This window comes from Arthrobacter ginsengisoli, from assembly GCF_031456935.1.
GTDB lineage: Bacteria > Actinomycetota > Actinomycetes > Actinomycetales > Micrococcaceae > Arthrobacter > Arthrobacter ginsengisoli.
In genome coordinates, this window is record NZ_JAVDVQ010000024.1 from 22,314 (window position 1) to 43,699 (window position 21,386).

Below are 21,386 nucleotides of genomic sequence, written 5' to 3' on the forward strand. Positions count from 1 at the left end.
GCATGACAGCAAGCACAGAAATGACACCGGCACCAACGGTGGTGATGACCCACCGCCAGATCATGGAAGCCCTGACCGGCCTGCTGGCCGCGTTCTTCACCGCGATCATCAGCAGCACGATCGTCGCGAACGCACTTCCCACGATCATGTCCGAACTCAATGGAACCCAGACGGACTTCGCCTGGGTCATCACCGCGGCCCTGCTGGCCAACGCCGCAACCACCCCGATCTGGGGCAAGCTCGCCGACCTGTTCAACAAGAAGATGCTGGTCCAGCTGAGCATCGTGATCTTCGTGGCCGGCTCCGTCATGGCGGGCCTGTCCGAGACGATCCCGCTGCTGTTGACCGCCCGCGTGATCCAGGGTGTCGCCATGGGCGGGCTCACGGCGCTTGCGATGGCCATCATCGGTTCCATCATCCCGCCGCGGGACCGCGGCAAATACTCCGGCTACATGGGCGCGGTCATGGCGGTGGGCACCGCCGGCGGCCCGCTGCTCGGCGGCTTTATCGTGGACAGCCCGCTGGGCTGGCGCTGGACCTTCTTCGTGTGTGTTCCGCTGGCCATTATTGCGCTCATCCTGCTGCAGATCACCCTGAAGCTGCCGCATGTCCGGCGTCCCGCCAAGATCGACTGGCTCGGTTCCATCCTGCTGACCTCCGGTGTCAGCCTGCTGCTGATCTGGGTGTCGTTCGCCGGCAACCCGGACTACTACGACTGGTGGTCCTGGCAGACCGTGGCCATGGTGGGCGGCGGAATCGCCCTGTTGGCCCTGCTGGTCCTGGTCGAATCCAAGGTGCCGCAGCCGATCATTCCGCTGAAGATCATTTCGCAGCGCACCACCGCCCTCGCCATCCTTGCCTCGGTCGCCGTCGGCGTCGCGATGTTCGGTTCCTCTACGTTCCTGGGCCAGTACTTCCAGGTGGCCCGCGGCGCGTCACCCACCGAAGCGGGGCTCCTGACCCTGCCGATGATCGCCGGCAACCTGATCGGTTCCGTCGTCTCCGGCCAGCTGATCAGCCGGACCGGAAAATGGAAGCGGTACCTGGTCGCGGGTTCGACCCTGCTGATTGGCGGGCTCGGACTGACCGGTACGATCGACCACACCACCGAACTCTGGCTGGCCGGCGTCTACACCGCGATTCTCGGCCTCGGCCTGGGCCTGCTGATGCAGAACCTCGTCCTTGCAGTGCAGAACACCGTGCGGGCCAGGGATATCGGCACTGCCAGCGCCTCGGTCGCGTTTTTCCGGTCGGTCGGCGGCGCCATCGGCGTCTCCGTACTGGGAGCCATCATGGCCAACCGGGTGAAGGAACTCGCCACCGAGGGCCTGGCCGCCGCGGGGATTCCCACCAGCGGCGGGGCCGGCACCAGCATGGACCTCAAGGACATGCCGGAGCCCGTCCGCGAGATCATGCGGGCCGCCTATGGTGACGCAACCGCCCAGATCTTCATGATCTCCGCGATCGTCGGCGTGGTCGCCCTGGTCGCGATCCTCTTCATCAAGGAAGAGCCGCTGCGCCGCACCGTGGACATCGTCGCCCCCTCCGCCAAAGGCGACGACGACGGCGGCGGCCCGGCCGCCCCGGCTGCGTCAACACCGGCTGCGCACACCCCAGTTCTGCCCGCTGCGTCTGCGCCCGCACGGTCATTGCACGCTGCGGCGGCGCACGCACCGTCCGCGCACGCACCGTCCGCGCACGCTGGACCCGCGGCCGGGACCGGAATCGTCGACCTCGACCGGGAGTTTGTCGACGTCCTCAGCCGGCAGCGCGCAAGCCAGCGACGGACCCAATAGGCGGCGCGCCCAGCTGGCGGCGGCGGTATGCGCCGGGGCGGACTTAGGGTCCCGTTGCGGGAGCGGGAGAAGCCACCAGCACAACGTTCTTCCCGAACAGATCCTCCGTGTAGCAACTGATGAGGACCAGCCGGTTGGGAACGACCTGCCAGATTTGATGGTCCTTGAGCGTGGACTTGTCCTCGGTGGAGATCCAGTCCACGCGGTAGCTGATCGTGCCCGCGGTCGTCGTCACCTCGAAGATGTCCCCGGGGGCGGTGGCCGAACTGAGCCGGTTGAACGGTGCATCCCGGTCTTCCCAGCTGTGGCCCATGATGTACGTCGTATTGGTGGATCCCGCACCGGGCGTGCCGAAGGTCGTGACCCAGTAACCATCGAAGGAGACGGGCGGCACGATGGTCTGGGATGCGATGTCGCTTGGGCTGGGATCCAGCGGGTGGACCACGACGTCGATGCCGGCGGCCGGATAAACGATGCGACGGGGTGCCGCCGCCGGTGGCAGCGCGGGCGGCTGTCCGGCTTCCTCTTGTGCGCCGTCCGTGCCGGTAACGACGTTGTCCAGTCCCGCGGCGCCGCCCTCTGGCGCGCTGCGGGTGGGGCTTCCCGCGTCCCCGGGCGCCGTGGCCGCCGGCGGGGCGCCGGCAGGTTCGGATTGGCCGGAGGGTCCCGGGCCGGACAGGAACGTCAGGATGAGGAAGGCGACCAGGCCGCACGCCAGAATCAGCAGATCGCCGCGGTTCCAGGTCCGCGGCTTCGCGCTCGTTGAACCGCGGGCCGGGGAGTGGAGGAAGGGCATGGGAGCTCCTTCGTGAGTTCTGAAAGGAAGGGGCACCGGCCCCTGCGCTCCGGTGCCCTTCCCACGGCAGCCCCTACAGGGTTGTGTCCGCGTCCAGCCCGCGCCCTCGGCGCCGCAGGGCGACCACCGCGCCGGCCGTGAGCAGTGCCGCCAGGCCTCCCACCCATCCCGGAAGTCCGGCATCAGTGCCGCTGGCCACAGCGGTTTGGGCGTTGAATCCCCGGTTGACCGCAACCGCGGCACCGACACCGGACGGAACTACCACCGCTGCGCCGGCAGCGGGCGGAACCGCTTCGCCTTCTCCGGGCGGCTCGACTGCGGGCGGCACGACAGCGGGCGGCACCGTGGTGTCTTCGCCCGGGTTCTCCCCGTGGTGGTCGTCATCGTCGTGGTGGTGATCAGCTTCGTGGCAGCCCTTTGCGGGGACCGGGTAGATGTCGGCGTTGCCGTTGTGCCCGCCCTTGTGGCCGTGGACCCAGGCCTGCTCGGCAATGGTGATGACAACGTACGGGTTCTTCTCGGATCCCGTCGCGTGGCAAATGGTGACCTTCTTCGAATCCGATCCGTGGTCGCCGTCGTCGCCCGCAGGGCAGCCGCTGGCCGGGGCCGGAACAATGTCGCCGTCGTGCGCTCCCCGGGCGTAGTGCCCGTTGAGTCCGTTCTCGCTGATCGTAATTTCGACGTATGGGTTCGACTCGGAGCCGGTCGAATGGCAGATGCTGATTTTATTGTCTGGGTCGGCATTTGCGGGGCCGCTGGCGCCCAGCAGGGCAAGGCCGGCGATGCCGGCCGCTGCGAGGACTTTCTTCATTGTGGTTCTCCATCTGGATCATTGCGGACTGACCAGACTGCGGGAGGTGGCCGCTCGTGGCCGAGCCGACCGCTTATCGCAGGTTCCCAGATAACCTTTGTTTCTCCTGCAGAGTTGTCCAGTAACTGACAGGTCCACGCTAGGCCGAAGGGTACCGGCGGGCACGAGTAATCGCTACCCGGTGGACTACCGGTTCTTTTGGCCCGCACCACTGTGGCCGCAGGTGGCTACTGGGGCCGAAGGTGACTTCGGCCACCCCGGCCTGGGAAATGTACGCCGTATGGATGATTTTCGGCGTCCGATGTTCCGCCCGGGCCGGTCGTTTCGTAGAGTTGGAAGGCTATGGCTGTCGGCCCCCTTTGCTACTAATGGGTACATCCTGTTGATGGACCCCGCCAGATGCTTCTCCAGCCTGATCTATTCATTAATTCCTAAGGACCCGTGGGCATGCTTGTCACTCTCATACGGCGCTATTCGAAGCCGTATCTGCCGTACATTGCGGCAGTCATACTTTTCCAACTGGCCTCCACCATCGCGGCGCTGTATCTTCCCAGCCTGAACGCCCAGATCATTGACGAGGGCGTCTCCCGCGGGGACACGGACTACATCTGGCGCACCGGCGGGGTGATGCTCGGCGTCGCCCTGATCCAGGTCGCCACCGCGATCGCCGGCGTCTACTTTGGGTCCAAGGCCGCCATGGCGTTCGGGCGCGACCTCCGCCGTGGCGTGTTCCGCAAGGTCACGAGCTTCTCCGCAAAGGACGTCAGCGTTTTCGGCGCCCCCACCCTGATCACGCGCGGCACCAATGACGTCCAGCAGGTGCAGATGCTGATGCTGATGGGGCTGAACTTCATGGTGGCCACACCCATCATGTGCATCGGCGGCATTTTCATGGCCGTCCGCGAGGACCTGAACCTGTCCTGGCTGGTCTGGGTGTCCGTTCCGGTGCTCATCGTAGTGGTGGGCTACCTGGTGGTCCGCCTGATGCCGCTTTTCCGCTCCATGCAGAAGAAGATCGACCGGCTCAACGGGATCCTCCGCGAGCAGATCATCGGCATCCGCGTGGTCCGCGCCTTCGTCCGAGAACCGCACGAGGCCGAGCGCTTCGGTGCCGCGAACAAGGAACTCACCGACGTGTCACTGAAGATCGGCGCCCTGTTCGTGCTGATGTTCCCGGCGATCGGCATGATCCTGCACGTCTCCACCGCAGCCGTGCTGTGGTTCGGCGGTCAGCGGGTCGAAGCCGGCGAGATGCAGGTCGGCGCCCTGACGGCGTTCCTGCAGTACCTGCTGCAGATCCTGATGGCGGTCATGATGGGTACCTTCATGGCCATGATGATTCCGCGGGCCTCGGTCTGCGCGGACCGTATCGGCGAGGTGCTCGACGTCGAACCCTCCATCCACGAGGCCCTCGCCCCGGTGACGCCGGTGAAAAAGACCGGCCACGTCGAGTTCCGCAACGTGTCCTTCGCCTACCCCGGCGCCGAAGCGCCGGTACTGAGCGACATCAGCTTCACCGCCGAGCCCGGCCAGACCGTGGCGATCATCGGCTCCACCGGCGCCGGCAAAACCAGCCTCCTGGCCCTGCTGCCCCGTCTCTACGACGCCGCCTCGGGGGAGGTGCTGCTCGACGGTGTTCCCGTCACCAAGCTGGACCGCTCGGAGATCACCCAGCGCGTAGCCATGGTGCCGCAGCGGCCGTACCTGTTCTCCGGGAGCATCGAGCACAACCTGCGCTTCGGCAGGCCCGAGGCCACGGACGAGCAGCTCTGGGACGCCCTGACGGTGGCCCAGGCAGCTGATTTTGTGCGCGAGAAGAAGAACGGACTCGGCTCACGGATTGCCCAGGGCGGCACCAACGTCTCGGGCGGCCAGCGTCAGCGCCTCTGCATCGCCCGTGCCCTCGTCACCGAGCCCAAGGTCTTCCTGTTCGACGACTCCTTCTCCGCCCTCGACGTCGCCACCGACGCACGGCTCCGCCGGGCACTCAAGGCGAAAACCGCCGACGCCACGGTCATCATTGTTGGCCAGCGCGTCTCCACCATCGCCGACGCCGACCAGATCCTGGTGCTCGACAACGGGCGGATCGTGGACCGCGGCACGCATGAGGAACTGCTGGAGACCTCCAGCACCTACCAGGAAATCGTTGAATCCCAGCTGACTGCAGAGGCCGTGGCATGAGCACCAAAGAGAACGTCTCCCCAGAATTCACGAAACGGGGCGCCACGCCGCCGGCCCCACAGTTGGATGCGCAACTCGCGGACCCGCAGCTCGCGACCGTTGACCCGGACGACGATTTCTACGAGGAGGAATATACGCCCGGCGAGGCCGACGGCGGCATGTTCGGCGTGCCCGCGAAGAAAGCCCAGCAATTCTGGCCCTCCGCGAAGCGGCTGATGGGCCTGCTGAAGCCTGAACGGGCCGGCATCATCGCCGTGCTCGCGATGGTGACGGTCGCCGTCGTCCTCAACGTTGTGGCACCCCGGATCCTCGGGCAGGCGATGGACGTGATCTTCGGCGGCGTCGTGGGCAAGCAACTGCCCGCCGGGGGCACGAAGGAACAGTTCATCGAAGGCCTGCGCGCCCAGGGCCAGGACAACTTCGCGGACATGCTCTCCAAGATGGACGTCGTCCCCGGCGTCGGCATCGATTTCCAGCAACTCGCGTTCCTGATCAGCGTGGTGCTGGTGATGTACTTCGTCGCCAACGTCTTCCTCTGGCTGCAGGGTTACGTCCTGAACATCCTGGTCATGCGGGTGGTCCGCCAGTTGCGCGATGACACCGAGAAAAAGCTGAACCGGCTGCCGCTGAACTACTTCGACACCCGCCAGCGCGGCGATATCCTGTCCCGGGTCACGAACGACGTGGACAACATCCAGCAGGCGCTGCAGCAGGCCTTCGCGCAGTTGGTAAACTCGGCGCTGACGGTGATCGGCATCGTCATCATGATGTTCATCGTGTCCTGGCAGCTGGCCCTGATTGCCCTCGTCGCACTGCCGCTCTCGGCCGTGGCCGCCGGCATCATCGGCTCCCGCAGCCAGAAGCTCTTCGCCGCACAGTGGAAGAACACCGGCGAGCTCAACGGCCAGATCGAGGAGTCCTTCTCCGGACACGACCTCGTCCGCGTCTTCGGCCGCGATGCCGACATGCTGGAGCGCTTCGACGAGCGGAACGAGGCCCTCTACAAGGCCAGCTTCGGGGCGCAGTTCGTCTCCGGCATGATCATGCCGGTCATGCAGTTCGTGTCCTACCTCAGCTACGTCGGAATCGCGGTCGTCGGCGGGCTCCGCGTCGCCTCCGGCGGCATGAGCCTGGGCGACGCCACCGCGTTCATCCAGTACTCACGGGAGTTCACCCAGCCGCTGGGCCAGATGGCGGGCATGGCGAACATGCTGCAGTCCGGCGTTGCCTCCGCGGAGCGGGTCTTTGAATTCCTCGACGCCGAGGAACAGGACGCCGAAACCGCCACCGAGAAGCTGCCGGCCAAGACCGACGGACACGTCGAGTTCCGGCACGTCACCTTCAGCTACACCCCGGACAAACCCCTGATCGAGGACCTGTCCTTCACCGCGGAGCCCGGGCACACCGTGGCGATCGTCGGCCCCACCGGCGCCGGCAAGACAACCCTGGTAAACCTCGTGATGCGCTTCTATGAGCTCCAGGACGGCAACATCACGCTGGACGGCGTCGACATCACCCACCTGAGCCGTTCGGAGCTCCGGGCCAAGGTGGGCATGGTGCTGCAGGACGCCTGGCTCTTCGGCGGAACCATCTACGACAACATCCGCTACGGCAAGCTGGACGCCACCGAGGACCAGGTGATGGAGGCGGCGAAGGCCACCTTCGTCGACCGCTTCGTCCGCGCCCTCCCGGAGGGCTACAACACGATCATCGACGAGGAAGGCAACAACGTCAGCGCCGGCGAGAAGCAGCTGATCACCATCGCCCGGGCCTTCGTGGCCAACCCCTCGCTGCTGATCCTGGACGAGGCCACCAGCTCGGTGGACACCCGCACCGAAGTGCTTGTCCAGAAGGCCATGGCCGCCCTGCGGACCGACCGCACGAGCTTCGTGATCGCCCACCGGCTCTCCACCATCCGCGACGCCGACACGATCCTGGTGATGGAGGCCGGCCGGATCGTGGAGCAGGGTGCGCATGCCCAGCTGCTGGACCTCAAGGGCGCGTACTACCGCCTGTACATGTCCCAGTTCGCCGGAGAAGACGCCGAGCAGGTCCTCGAAAACGACCCGACGGCGGTGCACAGCTGAGCGCCGCCAACCGGGCCGACGGCCCCGCCGCTGTCCCGTCCTCCGGCCCGGCCGTCGATTCCCGGCGCATCGAGGTGCAGATCCCGATGCGCTGGGGCGACATGGACGCCTACGGCCACATCAACAACGTCCAAATCGTCCGGATTCTCGAGGAGGCCCGCATTGCAGCCTTCGGGCCGCCGCGCGGTCCCGGGCTGCCCGGCGTCGAGCCCCCGGTGCCGCTCTTCAACGAGGTCCCGGAGGGGACCCTGGCGCTGATCGTGGAGCACAAGATCCGGTACGTCCGGACCCTGGAGTACCGCAACGTCCCGGCCCTGGTGCAGCTGTGGATCGGGGCGGTGAAGGGGGCCAGCTTCGACATCCACTATCTGGTCCAGGACCCCGTCACCGGCGAGGACTGTGTCCGGGCCACCAGCCACCTGGCCTTCGTGGAGGAATCCACCGGGCGGGTGCTCAGGCTCACGCCAGAGCAGAAGGACAAGCTGGATCTCTACACGGCCGTCCGCGCCGCCCCGGCCGCGGATCCGGCCAACCCGGTCCGATAGCCTCTACCTCGGTGCACCGATCGTCCCTAGAATGAACAACCCGCGGGCAGTCAGCCCGGAAGCCAAGGAGCATTCATCATGGTGAACAAACGAGCACAGTTCATGGCAAACAAACGCAGGAGGAACGCCCGGAAGAAGACCTGGAAGGAACTCTCGCCGATGGCGAAGTTCGGAACCATTACCGCCGCCATCGTCCAGCTGTCGCTTCTCTTCGCAGCCCAGCGCGACATCTCACGCCGCCCGGCCGACCAGATCCGCGGCGGCAAAACCTTGTGGCGGCTGGCGACCCTGGTCAATTTCGTCGGTCCCGGCAGCTATTTCACCTTCGGCGTCAAGCGGAGCCTGGCAGCCAAGTAACAGACAGTGAACCACCCGGATTTGTCTACTGTTCAGTAACTTCAGCGGGGGCCGTGATGCGGGCGTCCAGCTTAAGCCTGTAAATTGAAAGCATGACCCCAACCAAAAAGCCTGCCATGCACCGCGCCCTCGGCATCTCCAAGGAGATCGAAGACGCGGCATGGTTTGTCTTGGGGCCAGGGCTGCACGGCAAACCCTCGGCCCTGGACGGGCGCACCAAAACGTGGTCGGTGCAGGCCGCCGCGGAGCTGCTCGATCGGCTCGAACGCGGGGTTCCGGACCCCAAAGCGCCCATGATGACCAACCTGCGGCAAAACCTGCAGGACGCCTCCCGGGGCGCCAAGCAGCTGGCCGTCGAGCTGCTGTTCCTGCAGTCCCTGCCACTGGCACACGAGGTGAAGTCCCTCAAGGTCAAGCGGGCACGCGTGGCCGAAGCCGCGTCCTGGCTGGAACCGCCGCTGCAACTGCCGGACGAGCTGTTCGCGGGAATGACGGACCACGGTGTTATCCGGGACCGCACCGCGGAGTTCAACTGGACCATCTGGGACCACCTGAAATGGCTCTGCCGGTTCGTGCAGCACGTTGCCCAGCGTCCGGCGGGCACCGTCGCTGCCGCCGTCAAGGATCCGCTGGCGTTCCACCGGCTGGTTGCCGGCACGCCCGATGACCAGCCCGCCATCCGCCGCAGCATCGAATTCCTGGTCTGGCCCAGCTACTTCGAACCCGTTGTGGCCGACGTCGAGCGCCAGGAGATCCGCGATGCCTTTGCCTCCCTCGTGGGCGGCGCAAAGGGCGACAGCGACGAGGAGGTTTCCGCCGACATCCACCGCATCCGGCTGCACCTCGACGAACAGGCCGGCCAACGGATCGACTGGTACTCCCGGCAGCTGGTCAGCCAGTGGCGAAAGGTGGGCGACCCCGGGCGGCGGGCCTGGCTGCTGCGCACCCACCACGACCATCCCGAACTGCTCGGCACCTGGCAATCCGAGGAGACGGTGACGCTCGACGTCGAGCACCTCCGCCTGCTGGAGACCGGCGTCACGGCCGGTCTCGTCCAGCATGCAGTGGATGAGGACTACAAGCACCTCGGCTACGTGGAACGCGAAGACACCAAAACCGCGGTCTTCGCCTTCCTGACCGTGATGAAGCCCGGCGACCTGGCCCTCTACCAGAGCTCCGGCACCGTGCGGGTGGGTGTGGTCCTCGGTGAGCCTGAACACCGCGAGGACAACCGCCGGTTGCGCCGGAAGGTGCGTTGGTTCGACGAAACGCACACCATTACCGAGCTACCCCGCCACGTGCAGCGGCAGCTGGCCACCTCCGGCATCGTCGTGGACATCACCCGCGTCATCCAGGCCCTGGAGGCGCTCCTTCCCGCCGAGGCGGAAGCCGAGGAGGGCGACGGCACCGAGCCGGCCGCCGTCGTCGAACCTGCCTGTGAAGGTTTCCGCCCATTGACGCCGGAGTTTGCCGCGTCGCTGCACATGGACCTGGAGCCGCTGCAGGAGATCGCCGAATTGCTGGAGGAGAACCGGCAGTTGGTGCTGTACGGTCCGCCCGGTACCGGCAAGACGTACCTCGCCAAGCATCTGGCCGCTGAGCTCGCCGGCGACACGACGGACGAGCGCGTCAAGCTGGTGCAGTTCCACCCTTCCTACGCCTACGAGGACTTTTTCGAGGGCTTCCGGCCGGACAAGACAGAGGAAGGCCAGGTGTCCTTCAAACTGGTGGCCGGCCCGCTGCGCCGGATCGCCGAAGAGGCTGCCAAACCCGGGAACGAGAGCAAACCGTACTTCCTGATCATCGATGAGATGAACCGCGCGAACCTCGCGAAGGTGTTCGGCGAGCTGTATTTCCTGCTCGAATACCGCGATGACCGGATCTACCTGCAGTACAGCCCCAACGAGCCCTTTACCCTGCCGGACAACCTCTACATCATCGGCACCATGAACACGGCGGACCGGTCGATTGCGATGATGGATGCGGCCATCCGCCGCCGCTTCTCCTTTATCGAGCTCCACCCCAAGACGGAACCGGTGAAGGGATCGCTGCTGCGGTTCCTGCAGGCCCGGGACCTGGACACGACGCCGGCCCTGCTGATGGACGCGCTCAACGACGCCATCGATGAATGGGACCGGGACCTGATGATCGGCCCGTCCTACTTCATGAAGCCGTCGGCTCAGACGCCCAAGGGCCTGCGCCGGATCTGGAAATACGAGCTGATGCCGCTGCTGGAAGAGCACTACCACGGCCAGCTGAACCGCGTGCAGTTGGAGGAGCGGTTCGGACTGGAACAACTGCTTGACCGCCTTGCGCGCGTCTAGCCAGCCGGCCCGCCGGATCGTCCTTGACGAGCTCTCCGGCGGCGTCGTCGACCGGCTCGACGCCGCCAGCGCTGCCTACGTCAACGGCAGCGGCCTGGCCAAAGCCTCGCCCCTGGGCCTGGGTCTGTACCGGATCGAGCCCGTTGGAAAGGTCGGCTCGGTCCGCACCGCGACGCTGCAGCTCGAGGTGCGGCCCAAGGAACGGCTCGGCCTGGGCCGGCTGCTGTTCCTGCTCGGTTACGCCGGCGACCAGGGATTCCGGGAGGATTCCGTCGCCGCGGTCGAGGAAGCGGACCTGTGGAGCGCGCTGGCCGAGTCGCTGGCCCAGCTTGCGGACCGCGCGCTCAGCCGTGGCGTGCTGCAGGGCTACCTCACCGTGGACGAATCGCTCCGGACGGTCAAGGGCCGGATCCGTATTTCGGACCAGATCTCGCGACGGCCCGGCATGCTTGTTCCCCTCGAGGTTTCCTACGACGAGTTCACCGAGGACATTGCCGAGAACCGCATCCTGCGGGCGGCGCTGGAACGGATGTCGCAGGTCCCGGGCGTGCGGCCCGAGGCGCTGAGCCGGCTTCGCCAGCTTAAGGGCAAGCTTGCGGCCGTGACCCGGCTGCAGTCCGGCGCGCCCCTGCCGGCCTGGCGGCCCAGCCGGATGAACACCAGGTACCAGGCCTCGCTGCGGCTCTCCGAGGTGATCCTGCGCCATGCTTCGGCGGAGGCCGGCGACGGTACGCAACAGTCGGCGTCGTTTGTGGTGGACATGTCCGTTGTGTTCGCGGACTTCGTGGGGACGGCGCTGCGTGAGGCCATGGCGGCATACCCGGGGGAGATGCGGCTGCGGTACAACGCGCTCCTCAATGAGGCCGTGCGCGACTCGGACCGGATCGTGGTGCAGCCCGGAGCCGTCCACCTGCTGGGTGGCCGGCCGGTGATGGTCTACGACGCCAAGTACCAGGCCGCGGCCGACGTCGGGGCCTCACTGTCGGGGGACCACTACCGGATGCTGGCGTACTGCACCTCGCTGCGGGTTCCGACGGCCTGGCTGGTGTATCCCGGCGCGGGCGAAATCAAGCTGCGCCGGATCCTCAACACTGACATCGATGTGGTGGAGTTCCCACTGGACCTGTCGCGGCCGCCGGCGGAAATCCTGGCCTCCGTGGCGGACCTCGCGCAGCAGTCCTGGGGCGAAGTGGTGCGTCAGGCGACCATCAGCCGCTGACTCCTCCCCGGCAGCTGCTAACTGGCTTGCTGTTCCGTGGAAACAGCCAGCAGATGGCTCAGGAGCGCTTTTTCCGGCTGGCCGGGGTTGTTGGCGACATGCCGGCGGAGATCTTCGCGCACCTGCGCCTCTTCGGGCTTGGTGTCGGAGAGAATCGCGTCAAGGATCGCGGACACCTGCTGGCGCAGGGCGCCGAGATCGTCGGCGTCGGGTGACCGCCGGTGGTCCTGCGCCAGGGACTCGGGGGATGACTTCGATAGCCGAGTTGTAGTCCTAAACGGCGTGGTGGACCTCAGCAAGTGCGGCATCTGGCGCTCTCCCGTGGAGTAGTGATACGAGTAAGTGCGGACCCGATGGAGTCCTTTTCCCCCCAGCCTCGGATATTACCCGAGACAGACCAGACTGTCGTCCATGCCGCTTAGCTATTTTTGATCTCGCTAAGAATGAATTCCGGGCATTTTCGTTGCCAGGGCCACCAAGGAGCGTCCGACGGCGGGACGCAGGGAAAAGCCTTAAGGGGACGGATCCAGCAGGAAGTCATCCAGTTGCCGCTCCAGCGCAGCGAGATCTTTGAGCTCGCACTCCCAGAGGGTGAGGACCTCCCAGCCTGAGCCCTCGAGCAGCTGTCGCTGTTCGGCGTCGCGGATCCGCGTCCGCGTGCGTTTGGTTTCCCAAAACTCCGCGTTGGCTTTGGGTGCGTGTTGCCCGACCCTGCAGTCATGGAAATGCCAGAAGCAGCCATTGACGAAGATGACTTTGTGGCGGCCGGCGAAGACCAGATCCGGGTTGCCCGGCAGCCTTCCCCCGCGGGCGGTGCCGTGCAGCCGGTAACGGTAGCCCTTGGCGTGGAGCAGCTTTCGGACCAGCAATTCAGGCTTGGTGTTCTTTCCGCGGATGCGGGACATGTTCCAGCTGCGCCGCTCGGGGGTCAGCTTGTCCGCCATGGTTTAAGTCTAGGCGGCCGAGTGGGTCGGGTGTGGCGGTAAGGCTGGGCGGTATGGCTGGGCGGTGGCCGCCGTCGGGGGACTGCTGGATTTTTAGATTTCCCGCTCCGGGTGCTCGCCGAACTGGAAGTGGCGCCCGCTGACGGCGGTGGGCTCGATCTCGACGTAAAAGTCTTTCAGGGTGGGCACCCACGGCTTGAGCCCAAGGGCCTCTGCCGCTGCGATATCGGCGGACTGGTCCAGCACCCGGGCGGTGCCGCGCAGGACGACCGACCAGGCCTCGTCGGAGAGGATGCCGTCTGTTTCGAACAGCACCTTGGCGTTGATGGTCAGTTCCGCGAGTTTGTTGCCGGGCGCCGTGCGGAGGTAGAGCTTCCTGCCGCTTACGGCGTAGTTCACCGGAAAGATATCGGGTTCGCCGCCCACGATGACCACGAGCCTGCCGTGCTTTGTGCCTTCGATCAGCTTCCAGCTCTGATCGTCATCAAGGTTGAGGATGGGGTTTTCGTCTGTGTGTTCGAACATCATGGGTTCATTGTTCTGGGCTGTGTAGAAAAGCGCCAGAGGCTAACGCGGAAAGTTGGTATGTGTTGGTCACACTGGGTTTGACGTGGCCCGATGGCAGGGAGGGATCGTCGAGCGCCCCGGCCCTGTGGATAACCTTGATGCTCAAAATGTGATGTCGGTTACCCTTAAGGCAACGTTTGGCAACAGGGGTCTTGATTTCTATCGGGGGGAATAGCTGACCATGACATCTCGCACTTCATCCTTAGTTCGGCGCAGACGCATCTGCGCCATCCTGATTGCGCTGTCCCTGCTCTCGGTCACAGCCTGCACCGGCGGGGGAACGACGCCGGGGGCAACGGCCGCACCCGAGTCGTCGAGTCCGACGGCGATGCCGACGGCCACCCCAACCCCAACAGCCAGCTACAAACCTGCCGATGCCTCGGGCCGGGCCCAGAACGTGCCGGTTCCTGTGCTGCCGGAGGCTGCGAAGGCCGAGACTAAGGAAGGGTTGGAGGCGTTTGCGCGGTACTGGTTCAGCCAGTTGAATTTCGCCTACGAAACGGGTGATTCTTCAGGATTGGAATCTGTCACAGCCCCCAGCTGTGAGTTTTGTTCCAACATATCCAGCTCATTGACTGCGAACTATGCGAGCGATCGATGGCTGGCCGGCGGGCACATTGAAACCCCGTCTATCAGCATAACTTTTGAAGCTGAGGCCAGCGGCCAGCATCAGGTAATCGTGCAAGTGCAGCAGGCGCGGATTTCGTACTTTGAGCCGGGAGGGGCCGAATTCCGCGAAGCAACGGAGCCATCCGACACGGGAAACATAATGCTCGTGACATACAAGGGCGGCTCATGGCAGCTCGTCGGTCTTCATCCAATTCGATGATCGACCGGGGTTTGCCTGTCGGGCTCGGCGTGCGCCTATTCTTTGCCGTCGTATGCGTACTGGCCGGATTTAGTTTCGTTCCTCACGCTGCGTATGCAGAGGGTGATGGCGGCATCGATGCCGGTTTCGGCAATCAGGGCGTCAATGTCGGCGGCTGGAGGCTGGATCCAGCGACAGGGAAGTTCGTGGCGCTTCAACCGGGTGTTCCTCAAGCTGACCCCTACCAATACAAATACGAGCTTCAGTGCCACCTGGGCGGCGGCGACTTCGACACGGACTGCCTGGCCGTCCTCGTGGACTGTAAGAACGGCCCCGACGGGAACGATGGAATTCCGGTTGTGTGGCTGAAGGCCCCGGCCGGCGTGCCAAACCCAACCTGGAGCTTCCATTCGGGACCCACGTGTCTCTTCGACCCGAGACCGGAGGATTTGCTTCCCAGGATCGCCGCCATGATTCAGACGGAGTTCCAGCGACTACCGGTCGCTGCAGGTTCTGTCACGGCTCAGCCGAGTCCGCACACTCTGAGGGGTGCAGAAACAAACTTCTTCGCTGAAGCCGCCGAGCAGCAATTCGACATCACCCTACTGGCGCAAAAAGTACATGTCATTGCCAAGCCCGTCCAGTACACCTGGAGTTACGGTGACGGAACCTCGCTGGGGCCACTGGCTGCGGCCGGTGGAGCTCTCCCGCAGGACCGCTGGGGCGAAAAGACGGCCACCAGCCACGTCTTCACACAGACCGGCGATTTCTCGGTGGTTCTGACGACCCATTTCCAGGGCACATACTCCGTCAACGGCGGCCCGCCCTTGCCCATCCCTGGCCAGGGGCAATTCAGCGCGCCGCCGCAGACCGTGAGTGTCTGGCGCTCCATCACCCGGAATTACGCTGACGACTGCCTCCGCAACCCGCAAGGTCAAGGGTGCCCCGGCGTCGTACCTCCTGCTCCCTAGAGTGGATCCCCGGCCCTCGGCAGAGGCAGGAATACCAATGGCACAGGACCTACGCCCGCAACTCCCGGTCGAGCCGTTCCATCCGGGCGCTGACCAGCTGGCCACGTGAATCCCGGGGCCCCAACAGTCTGGCCGCAGTGGCTGCGGCCGCGGTGTCCGAGGAGCCCATGTCGCTGGTGCACCACTGGAGCATCAGCCCGGCGTCTCCGCTGGCCCGGACGGAGGCGCCGACGGCTTCATTGAGCTCGTCGCGCATGAACCCGATCGCGAGGTTATTCGAACGGTTGAGGAATTTGGCTCCATACGCCGCAAATGCCTCGGCGACCCGGCCGTCCCGCAAATGGCCGGCCACCAGTGAGGCATCCGTAACCACCCTGAAGGTCGACGAGAAGCGGTAGGGGTTCGCCTCCACGACATTGCCCAGCATGCTGCGTATCCGGTGCATCTCGGTCCGGATCGCCGCAGCGGTGCCCGCGTCTCCGTGGATCTCATAGGCGAGTTCGTCGGCGCTCCAGCCCTGGGTCCGGGAGGCCAGCAGGGCCAGGATCTCGGCACGGCGCAGTGTCAGCGGGCGGTGCGCGCCGCCGTCGAGCACCGCGGACGGTGCGTCCCCCAGCAGCCGCAGCGTCAGCTGCGACCGGACCCCGGCGTCGGCGCGCAGAGCAGACCCGGCAGACTGTCCGCTCCTGGGGCCAGCCCCAACCGGCGGGGCGGCAGATTTCAGCAGTTCCTCAGCCAGCCGCACGCCACAGCGCACTAGGCGCAGGCTGTCCGGCGTGACGGATTCGAACGGGCCGGACACGTCCAGGACTCCGATGACTTCCCCCGTGAGAGGGTCGCGGATCGGGGAGGCCGTGCAGGCCCAGTCGTGATGCGTCCGCACCAGATGCTCGGCCGAGAAGAGTTGCGCGGGGGCGCCCGTCACCAGGGCTTCACTGATGGCGTTGGTGCCAACGCCTGATTCGGACCAGTCGGCCCCCTCCACGAACTCCAGGGAGTCCGCGAGTTTCAATGCCTGTTTGCTGCCAACGCGCCACAGCACTTCGCCCGCGTGATCGGTCACGATCAACAGATGGCGACCGCTCGCGGTCTCATCGGCGAGCAACTGGGACAGTGCAGGCATCACGGCGGCCAGGCGGTGGCCGGCACTGAGCGAACGCGCCTCGGAAACTTCATGCCGGTGGACCGGACGGTGCTGGTCCGGATTGATGCCCAGCGCCAGGGAACGCTGCCAGGACTTGGCGAGGGACGGCGACAAATGCGGGTTCGGAGTGCCGGAAACCGTGGCCTCGTGCGCCTTCCGAAGGGCGCGTGCGTACTCGGCCGGCGCAGAAGACCTTAGGTCCGAGAGTTGCGTGATGGAGCGGCCGCCCTGCCGCGTGCTCATTGTTCCAACTCGCCCTCGAATCGTCGCACCCGGCCAGCCACCGCCCTCCTGGCCAGCAGGGGCGCGGGCCAGGAGCTTGGGAGCTCTGTGTAACCCGATTGTAACCCCCGGCGAACTTTACTTGTGATGCGGGTCACTGCGTGGACTGAACGCCATGCAAGGGATCGGCCCACTGTTAGCAACGGAAAGAGGAAACATGCCTGAGACTCCAAACGGCGTGGTCGAGGCGTGGCTGGCGCAGTTCGATGAGGCGCTGCGCAGCCACGATACGGACGGCGCGCTTGAACTTTTCGACGACGATTCGTACTGGCGCGACTTCGTCTCCTTCACCTGGAACCTCAAGACCCTGGAGGGCAAAGCGGACATCCGGCGGATGCTGGATGCGACCCTGGACGAGGTGCAGCCAAGCAACTGGACGCTGGCCGAGGACGCCACCGGGGACGCGGCCAACGCCGAGGCGTGGGTGAACTTCGAGACCGCCCAGGCCCGGGGCCACGCCCATCTGCGCCTTCGGAACGGCAAATGCTGGACGCTGCTCACCACCATGCAGGAGCTCAAGGGTTTCGAGGAAAAGAAAGGTGTCAACCGGGAGAAGGGCGTCGCCCACGAGATCACCAAGGGCCGCAAGTCGTGGCTGGAGCTGAAGGAAGAGCAGGAAGCCCGGCTCGGCTACGAGGACCAGCCCTACACCGTCATCATCGGCGGCGGCCAGGGCGGGATCGGGCTGGGGGCACGGCTGCGCCGGCTCGGGGTGCCCACCATCATCATCGAGAAGAACGACCGCCCGGGTGACTCCTGGCGCAACCGCTATAAGTCCCTGCACCTCCACGACCCGGTCTGGTACGACCACCTGCCCTACATCAAATTCCCCGACGACTGGCCGGTTTTCGCGGCCAAGGACAAGATCGGCGACTGGCTGGAAAACTACACCCGGATCATGGAACTGAACTACTGGTCCAAGACCGAATGCACCAAGGCACGCTTCGACGAAGCCTCGCAGGAGTGGGTCGTTGAGGTGGTGCGCGACGGCGAACCGGTCACCCTGCGTCCGAAACAGCTTGTCTTCGCCCTGGGCGTCTCCGGGTACCCCAGCGTCCCCACGTTCGACGGCGCCGAATCCTTCCTCGGGGAGCAGTACCACTCGTCCAAGCACCCGGGCGGAGGCGACTGGACCGGGAAGAAGGCCGTGGTCATCGGCTCCAACAATTCGGCCCACGATATCTGCGCCGATCTCTGGGAGCACGGCGCGGACGTCACCATGGTCCAGCGCTCCTCCACGCACATCGCTCGGAGCGAATCCCTGATGGACCTCGCTCTCGGCGGTCTGTACTCGGAGAAGGCCCTGGCCAACGGGGTCACCACCGAGAAGGCCGATCTGCTCTTCGCGTCCCTGCCCTACCGGATTCTGCCCGAGGCCCAGATCCCGGTCTACGCGGAGATGGCCGAGCGGGATGCCGAGTTCTACTCCCAGCTGGAGGCCGCAGGCTTTGACCTGGACTTCGGCGTTGACGGCTCCGGGTTGTTCCTCAAGTACCTGCGGCGCGGCTCCGGCTACTACATCGACGTCGGCGCCTCGCAGCTGATCATCGACGGCCGGGTCAGGCTCGCCAACGGCGAGGTCGGCAAGATCACCGGGAACGCCGTCGTGATGGCCAACGGAACAGAACTGGAAGCGGACGCCATCATTTACGCCACCGGCTACGGCTCAATGAACGGCTGGCTGGCCGATCTGGTCTCGCCCGAGGTGGCCGACGCCGTCGGGAAGTGCTGGGGCTTTGGCTCCGACACTCCCAAGGATCCGGGTCCGTGGGAAGGCGAACTGCGCAATATGTGGAAACCCACCAACGTCGACAACCTGTGGATCCACGGCGGCAACCTGCACCAAAGCCGCCACTACTCCAACTATCTGGCGCTGCAGCTCAAAGCCAGGATGGAAGGGCTGCCGACACCGGTCTTCGAACGTCAGGCCACGCACCACACGCGCTGACCCGGACGGGCCGTGACAATCACAGCCCCGGGAACCACACTGGGGTTTGACGGCCCCCTGTGATAATCCAACGACATGCCGTGGATGCGCCTGACCGGGCGCATCCACGGCCCGTAATGCGAAGGAAAAACACCATGAAAGCAGCACGATTCCACGCCCGTGAGGACCTCCGGATCGAAGACGTTCCGGAGCCGGAGTTGCGCCCCGGAACGGTGAAGATCGCCGTCGCCTGGTGCGGGATCTGCGGGACTGACCTCCATGAGTTCCTCGAAGGACCGATCTTCACGCCGCCGCCCGGCCATCCTCACGGGCTGTCCCACGAGGCCGCCCCGGTCACCCTGGGACACGAGTTTTCCGGCACCGTCGAGGAACTGGGTGAGGGAGTCACCGGGCTCGCCGTCGGCGACAGCGTTGTGGTGGAACCATATATCGTCTGCAATGAATGCGGCCCGTGCCTCAGCGGCCACTACAACCTGTGCACCAAGCTGGGCTTCATCGGCTTGGCGGGCGGCGGCGGGGGCCTGAGCGAGAAGATCGTCGTCGACACCCGGTGGGTCCATCCCGTCGGCGACATCCCGCTCGACGAAGCCGCCCTCATCGAACCCCTCGCGGTGGCCTATCACGCCGTCGGCCGGAGCGACGTCAAAGCCGGGGACGTCGCCGTCGTCGGCGGTGCGGGCCCCATCGGCCTGCTGACTGCGGCCGTCCTCAAAGGCCTCGGCGTCACCACCATCGTCACCGAGCTGTCGGCGGCCCGGAAGGACAAAGCGGTGTCCTCGGGAGTCGCGGACCATGTCCTGGACCCGAGCTCCGACGACGTCAAATCGCGGGTGCTGGAACTGACCGCGGGCGCGGGGGCAGATGCAGCGTTTGAATGTGCGGGCGTGAATGCCGTACTGGACACCATGCTGGATGTCGTGAAACCGGCCGGCGTCGTGGTCAATGTTTCGATCTGGGGACGTCCGGCAACGGTGGACATGCAGAAGGTTGTCTTGAAGGAAATCGATCTCCGCGGCACGATCGCCTACTGCGGCGATCACGCGGCCGCAATCAAGCTCGTCCAGGAGGGGAAAGTCGACCTGAAACCCTTCATCACGGGCAGAATCGCCCTCGATGACCTCGTGGATAAGGGCTTCGACACGCTGATCCACCACAACGACACTGCGGTGAAGATCATCGTCCACCCCTAGTGATCCGAGTCTCACCAGGAATAGTTGCAGACGCCGCGCAGTTGGAGCCAGTAGACCCAATCCCCTGGTGAAAGGAACTGCGCATGCTGTTTTCCCCGATGACTCTCGGCGAGCTGGAACTGCCCAACCGACTTGTGATGGCGCCGCTGACCCGCGTCCGCTCCGGCAGGGAAGGCATTCCCAGCCCGCTGGTTGTCGAGCACTACCGGCAGCGGGCGTCCCTCGGCCTGATCATCAGCGAGGGCACGTACCCCAGCCACGCCGGCCAGGGGTTCCCGGGCCAGCCGGGCCTGGTAACCGAGGAACAACTCAAGGGCTGGGCCGATGTGACCTCGGCCGTGCACGCCGAGGGCGGCCGAATCTTCGCCCAGGTGATGCACGCCGGACGTGTCACCCACGAAGACACGAACGGCGGTCACCAGGTGGTGGCGCCCAGCGCCATCGCGATCGACGGCGAGACCCGCACCTACGAGGGAAAAAAGCGCTTCCCCGTTCCGCACGCCCTGACCGCTGAGGAACTGCCGGGCATTGTCCAGGAGTTCGTCGCGGGATCCCGCAATGCGATCGCTGCCGGGTTCGACGGCGTCGAGCTGCACTCCGCCAATGGCTACCTGCTGCACGAATTCCTGGCACCGTCCGCCAATCAGCGCGACGACATCTACGGCGGCTCGCCTGCGAACCGGGCGCGCTTCGTCATTGAAGTGACCCGGGCCGTGGTGGAAGCGGTTGGCGCCGACCGGGTCGGCATCCGCATCTCCCCCGAGCACAACGTCCAGGGGGCCATCGAGCGTGACGCAGCGGATGTCAACGAGACCTACAAGGTGCTGGTGGATGCCCTGGCGCCGCTGAAACTCGCCTACCTGAGCGTGCTGCACAAGGAGCCCACCAGCAGCGAGTTGGTGCAGGACCTGCGCACGCGTTTCGGCGGAACCTTCCTGCTGAATTCGGGCTTCGGCGTCATCACCACCCGTGAGGAGGCCAAGACGCTGGTCGCGGACGGCCACGCTGACGCCGTCGTCGTCGGACGCCCGGCCATCGCCAACCCGGACCTGGTCCGCCGCTGGCGCGAAGGACTCCCGACCAACGATGCTGACCCGGCCACCTTCTACACCGACGACGCCAAGGGCTACACGGACTACCCGGCGTACCAGAACTGATATGTAAGGTTCCTTGCCGATAGGGCAAGGGTGAGCGGTCCAGGATTGATTTGTCCTGGACCGCTCTTTTTTGTGTCCGCTCCCTGCATGGGCCGGTTGGACCCAGCGGCCAGGGTCCGGCAGCACTCACGCGGCTGGACATGTCCCGCCGCGGCCCCCGTCACCACTGGACATGTCCCGCCGCGGCCTCGGTCACCACTGGACATGTCCGGCCGCGGCCGCGAACAGTGGACAGAATGCCATTCTGCCCACTGTTCGT

18 protein-coding genes are annotated in these 21,386 nt (G+C 65.5%); 13 read left to right on the forward strand and 5 right to left on the reverse strand.

Features of this window, described 5'->3' with window-relative positions; genetic code table 11:
* The first annotated feature begins 2 nt into the window (after window positions 1–2).
* Window positions 3–1,796, forward strand: a complete 1,794-nt coding sequence (locus J2X01_RS18790) for an MFS transporter (protein WP_310061014.1) — start codon at window positions 3–5, stop codon at window positions 1,794–1,796.
* A 43-nt stretch (window positions 1,797–1,839) separates the two neighbouring features.
* Here J2X01_RS18790 and J2X01_RS18795 read toward each other — a convergent pair whose 3' ends face one another.
* Both J2X01_RS18795 and J2X01_RS18800 read right to left on the reverse strand, forming a co-directional pair.
* Window positions 1,840–2,592, reverse strand: coding sequence for a class F sortase (locus J2X01_RS18795; protein WP_310061017.1), 753 nt, complete (start codon window positions 2,590–2,592; stop codon window positions 1,840–1,842).
* Window positions 2,593–2,665: 73 nt separating this feature from the next.
* Window positions 2,666–3,403, reverse strand: coding sequence for a hypothetical protein (locus tag J2X01_RS18800; protein WP_310061021.1), 738 nt, complete (start codon window positions 3,401–3,403; stop codon window positions 2,666–2,668).
* A 447-nt stretch (window positions 3,404–3,850) separates the two neighbouring features.
* Here J2X01_RS18800 and J2X01_RS18805 point away from each other — a divergent pair, with 447 nt between their 5' ends.
* From J2X01_RS18805 to J2X01_RS18835, 7 genes are all read left to right on the forward strand, one after another.
* Window positions 3,851–5,584 (forward strand): ABC transporter ATP-binding protein, encoded by a 1,734-nt coding sequence (locus tag J2X01_RS18805; RefSeq protein ID WP_310061023.1) that lies wholly within the window; start codon window positions 3,851–3,853, stop codon window positions 5,582–5,584.
* Between the two features lie 158 nt (window positions 5,585–5,742).
* A complete protein-coding gene (locus J2X01_RS18810; protein WP_310061071.1) occupies window positions 5,743–7,671 on the forward strand; it encodes an ABC transporter ATP-binding protein in 1,929 nt (642 codons plus the stop codon).
* 86 nt (window positions 7,672–7,757) lie between these two features.
* Window positions 7,758–8,216 carry an acyl-CoA thioesterase gene (locus J2X01_RS18815; protein ID WP_310061074.1) on the forward strand — a complete coding sequence of 153 codons (459 nt, stop codon included), beginning with the start codon at window positions 7,758–7,760 and terminating at the stop codon, window positions 8,214–8,216.
* Between the two features lie 78 nt (window positions 8,217–8,294).
* Window positions 8,295–8,573: a hypothetical protein gene (locus J2X01_RS18820; protein ID WP_310061026.1), complete on the forward strand. Its 279-nt coding sequence runs from the start codon at window positions 8,295–8,297 to the stop codon at window positions 8,571–8,573.
* A 92-nt stretch (window positions 8,574–8,665) separates the two neighbouring features.
* Window positions 8,666–10,897 carry an McrB family protein gene (locus J2X01_RS18825; RefSeq protein ID WP_310061029.1) on the forward strand — a complete coding sequence of 744 codons (2,232 nt, stop codon included), beginning with the start codon at window positions 8,666–8,668 and terminating at the stop codon, window positions 10,895–10,897.
* On the forward strand, window positions 10,875–12,116 hold the full coding sequence (locus J2X01_RS18830; protein ID WP_310061032.1) for a 5-methylcytosine restriction system specificity protein McrC: 1,242 nt from the start codon (window positions 10,875–10,877) through the stop codon (window positions 12,114–12,116). Before J2X01_RS18825 ends, J2X01_RS18830 begins: the two co-directional genes overlap by 23 nt.
* A gap of 53 nt (window positions 12,117–12,169) precedes the next feature.
* Window positions 12,170–12,331, forward strand: a complete 162-nt coding sequence (locus J2X01_RS18835; RefSeq protein WP_310061034.1) for a hypothetical protein — start codon at window positions 12,170–12,172, stop codon at window positions 12,329–12,331.
* A gap of 297 nt (window positions 12,332–12,628) precedes the next feature.
* On the opposite strand, the gene J2X01_RS18840 is transcribed toward J2X01_RS18835, so the two are convergent.
* Together J2X01_RS18840 and J2X01_RS18845 are read right to left on the reverse strand one after the other, a co-directional pair.
* The gene (locus J2X01_RS18840) at window positions 12,629–13,060 is read right to left on the reverse strand and encodes a very short patch repair endonuclease (protein ID WP_310061037.1); all 432 of its coding nucleotides are present in this window, start codon (window positions 13,058–13,060) and stop codon (window positions 12,629–12,631) included.
* Between the two features lie 93 nt (window positions 13,061–13,153).
* On the reverse strand, window positions 13,154–13,588 hold the full coding sequence (locus J2X01_RS18845; protein WP_310061040.1) for a pyridoxamine 5'-phosphate oxidase family protein: 435 nt from the start codon (window positions 13,586–13,588) through the stop codon (window positions 13,154–13,156).
* Window positions 13,589–13,808: 220 nt separating this feature from the next.
* Here J2X01_RS18845 and J2X01_RS18850 point away from each other — a divergent pair, with 220 nt between their 5' ends.
* Together J2X01_RS18850 and J2X01_RS18855 are read left to right on the forward strand one after the other, a co-directional pair.
* Complete coding sequence (locus J2X01_RS18850; RefSeq protein ID WP_310061043.1) at window positions 13,809–14,456, forward strand: DUF6318 family protein; 648 nt, start codon at window positions 13,809–13,811, stop codon at window positions 14,454–14,456.
* Entirely contained in the window at window positions 14,423–15,406 is a 984-nt protein-coding gene (locus J2X01_RS18855; protein ID WP_310061045.1) for a hypothetical protein, read from the forward strand. Before J2X01_RS18850 ends, J2X01_RS18855 begins: the two co-directional genes overlap by 34 nt.
* 49 nt (window positions 15,407–15,455) lie before the next feature.
* Here J2X01_RS18855 and J2X01_RS18860 read toward each other — a convergent pair whose 3' ends face one another.
* Window positions 15,456–16,793 (reverse strand): GAF domain-containing protein, encoded by a 1,338-nt coding sequence (locus tag J2X01_RS18860; protein ID WP_310061047.1) that lies wholly within the window; start codon window positions 16,791–16,793, stop codon window positions 15,456–15,458.
* A 196-nt stretch (window positions 16,794–16,989) separates the two neighbouring features.
* On the opposite strand from J2X01_RS18860, the gene J2X01_RS18865 reads away from it, so the two are divergent.
* The 3 genes from J2X01_RS18865 to J2X01_RS18875 all read left to right on the forward strand — a co-directional run bounded on the left by J2X01_RS18865 (window position 16,990) and on the right by J2X01_RS18875 (window position 21,127).
* Window positions 16,990–18,780, forward strand: a complete 1,791-nt coding sequence (locus tag J2X01_RS18865) for an NAD(P)-binding domain-containing protein (protein ID WP_310061050.1) — start codon at window positions 16,990–16,992, stop codon at window positions 18,778–18,780.
* Window positions 18,781–18,914: 134 nt separating this feature from the next.
* On the forward strand, window positions 18,915–19,970 hold the full coding sequence (locus J2X01_RS18870; RefSeq protein WP_310061054.1) for a 2,3-butanediol dehydrogenase: 1,056 nt from the start codon (window positions 18,915–18,917) through the stop codon (window positions 19,968–19,970).
* A gap of 83 nt (window positions 19,971–20,053) precedes the next feature.
* Window positions 20,054–21,127, forward strand: a complete 1,074-nt coding sequence (locus J2X01_RS18875) for an alkene reductase (protein ID WP_310061058.1) — start codon at window positions 20,054–20,056, stop codon at window positions 21,125–21,127.
* Window positions 21,128–21,386 lie beyond the last annotated feature (259 nt).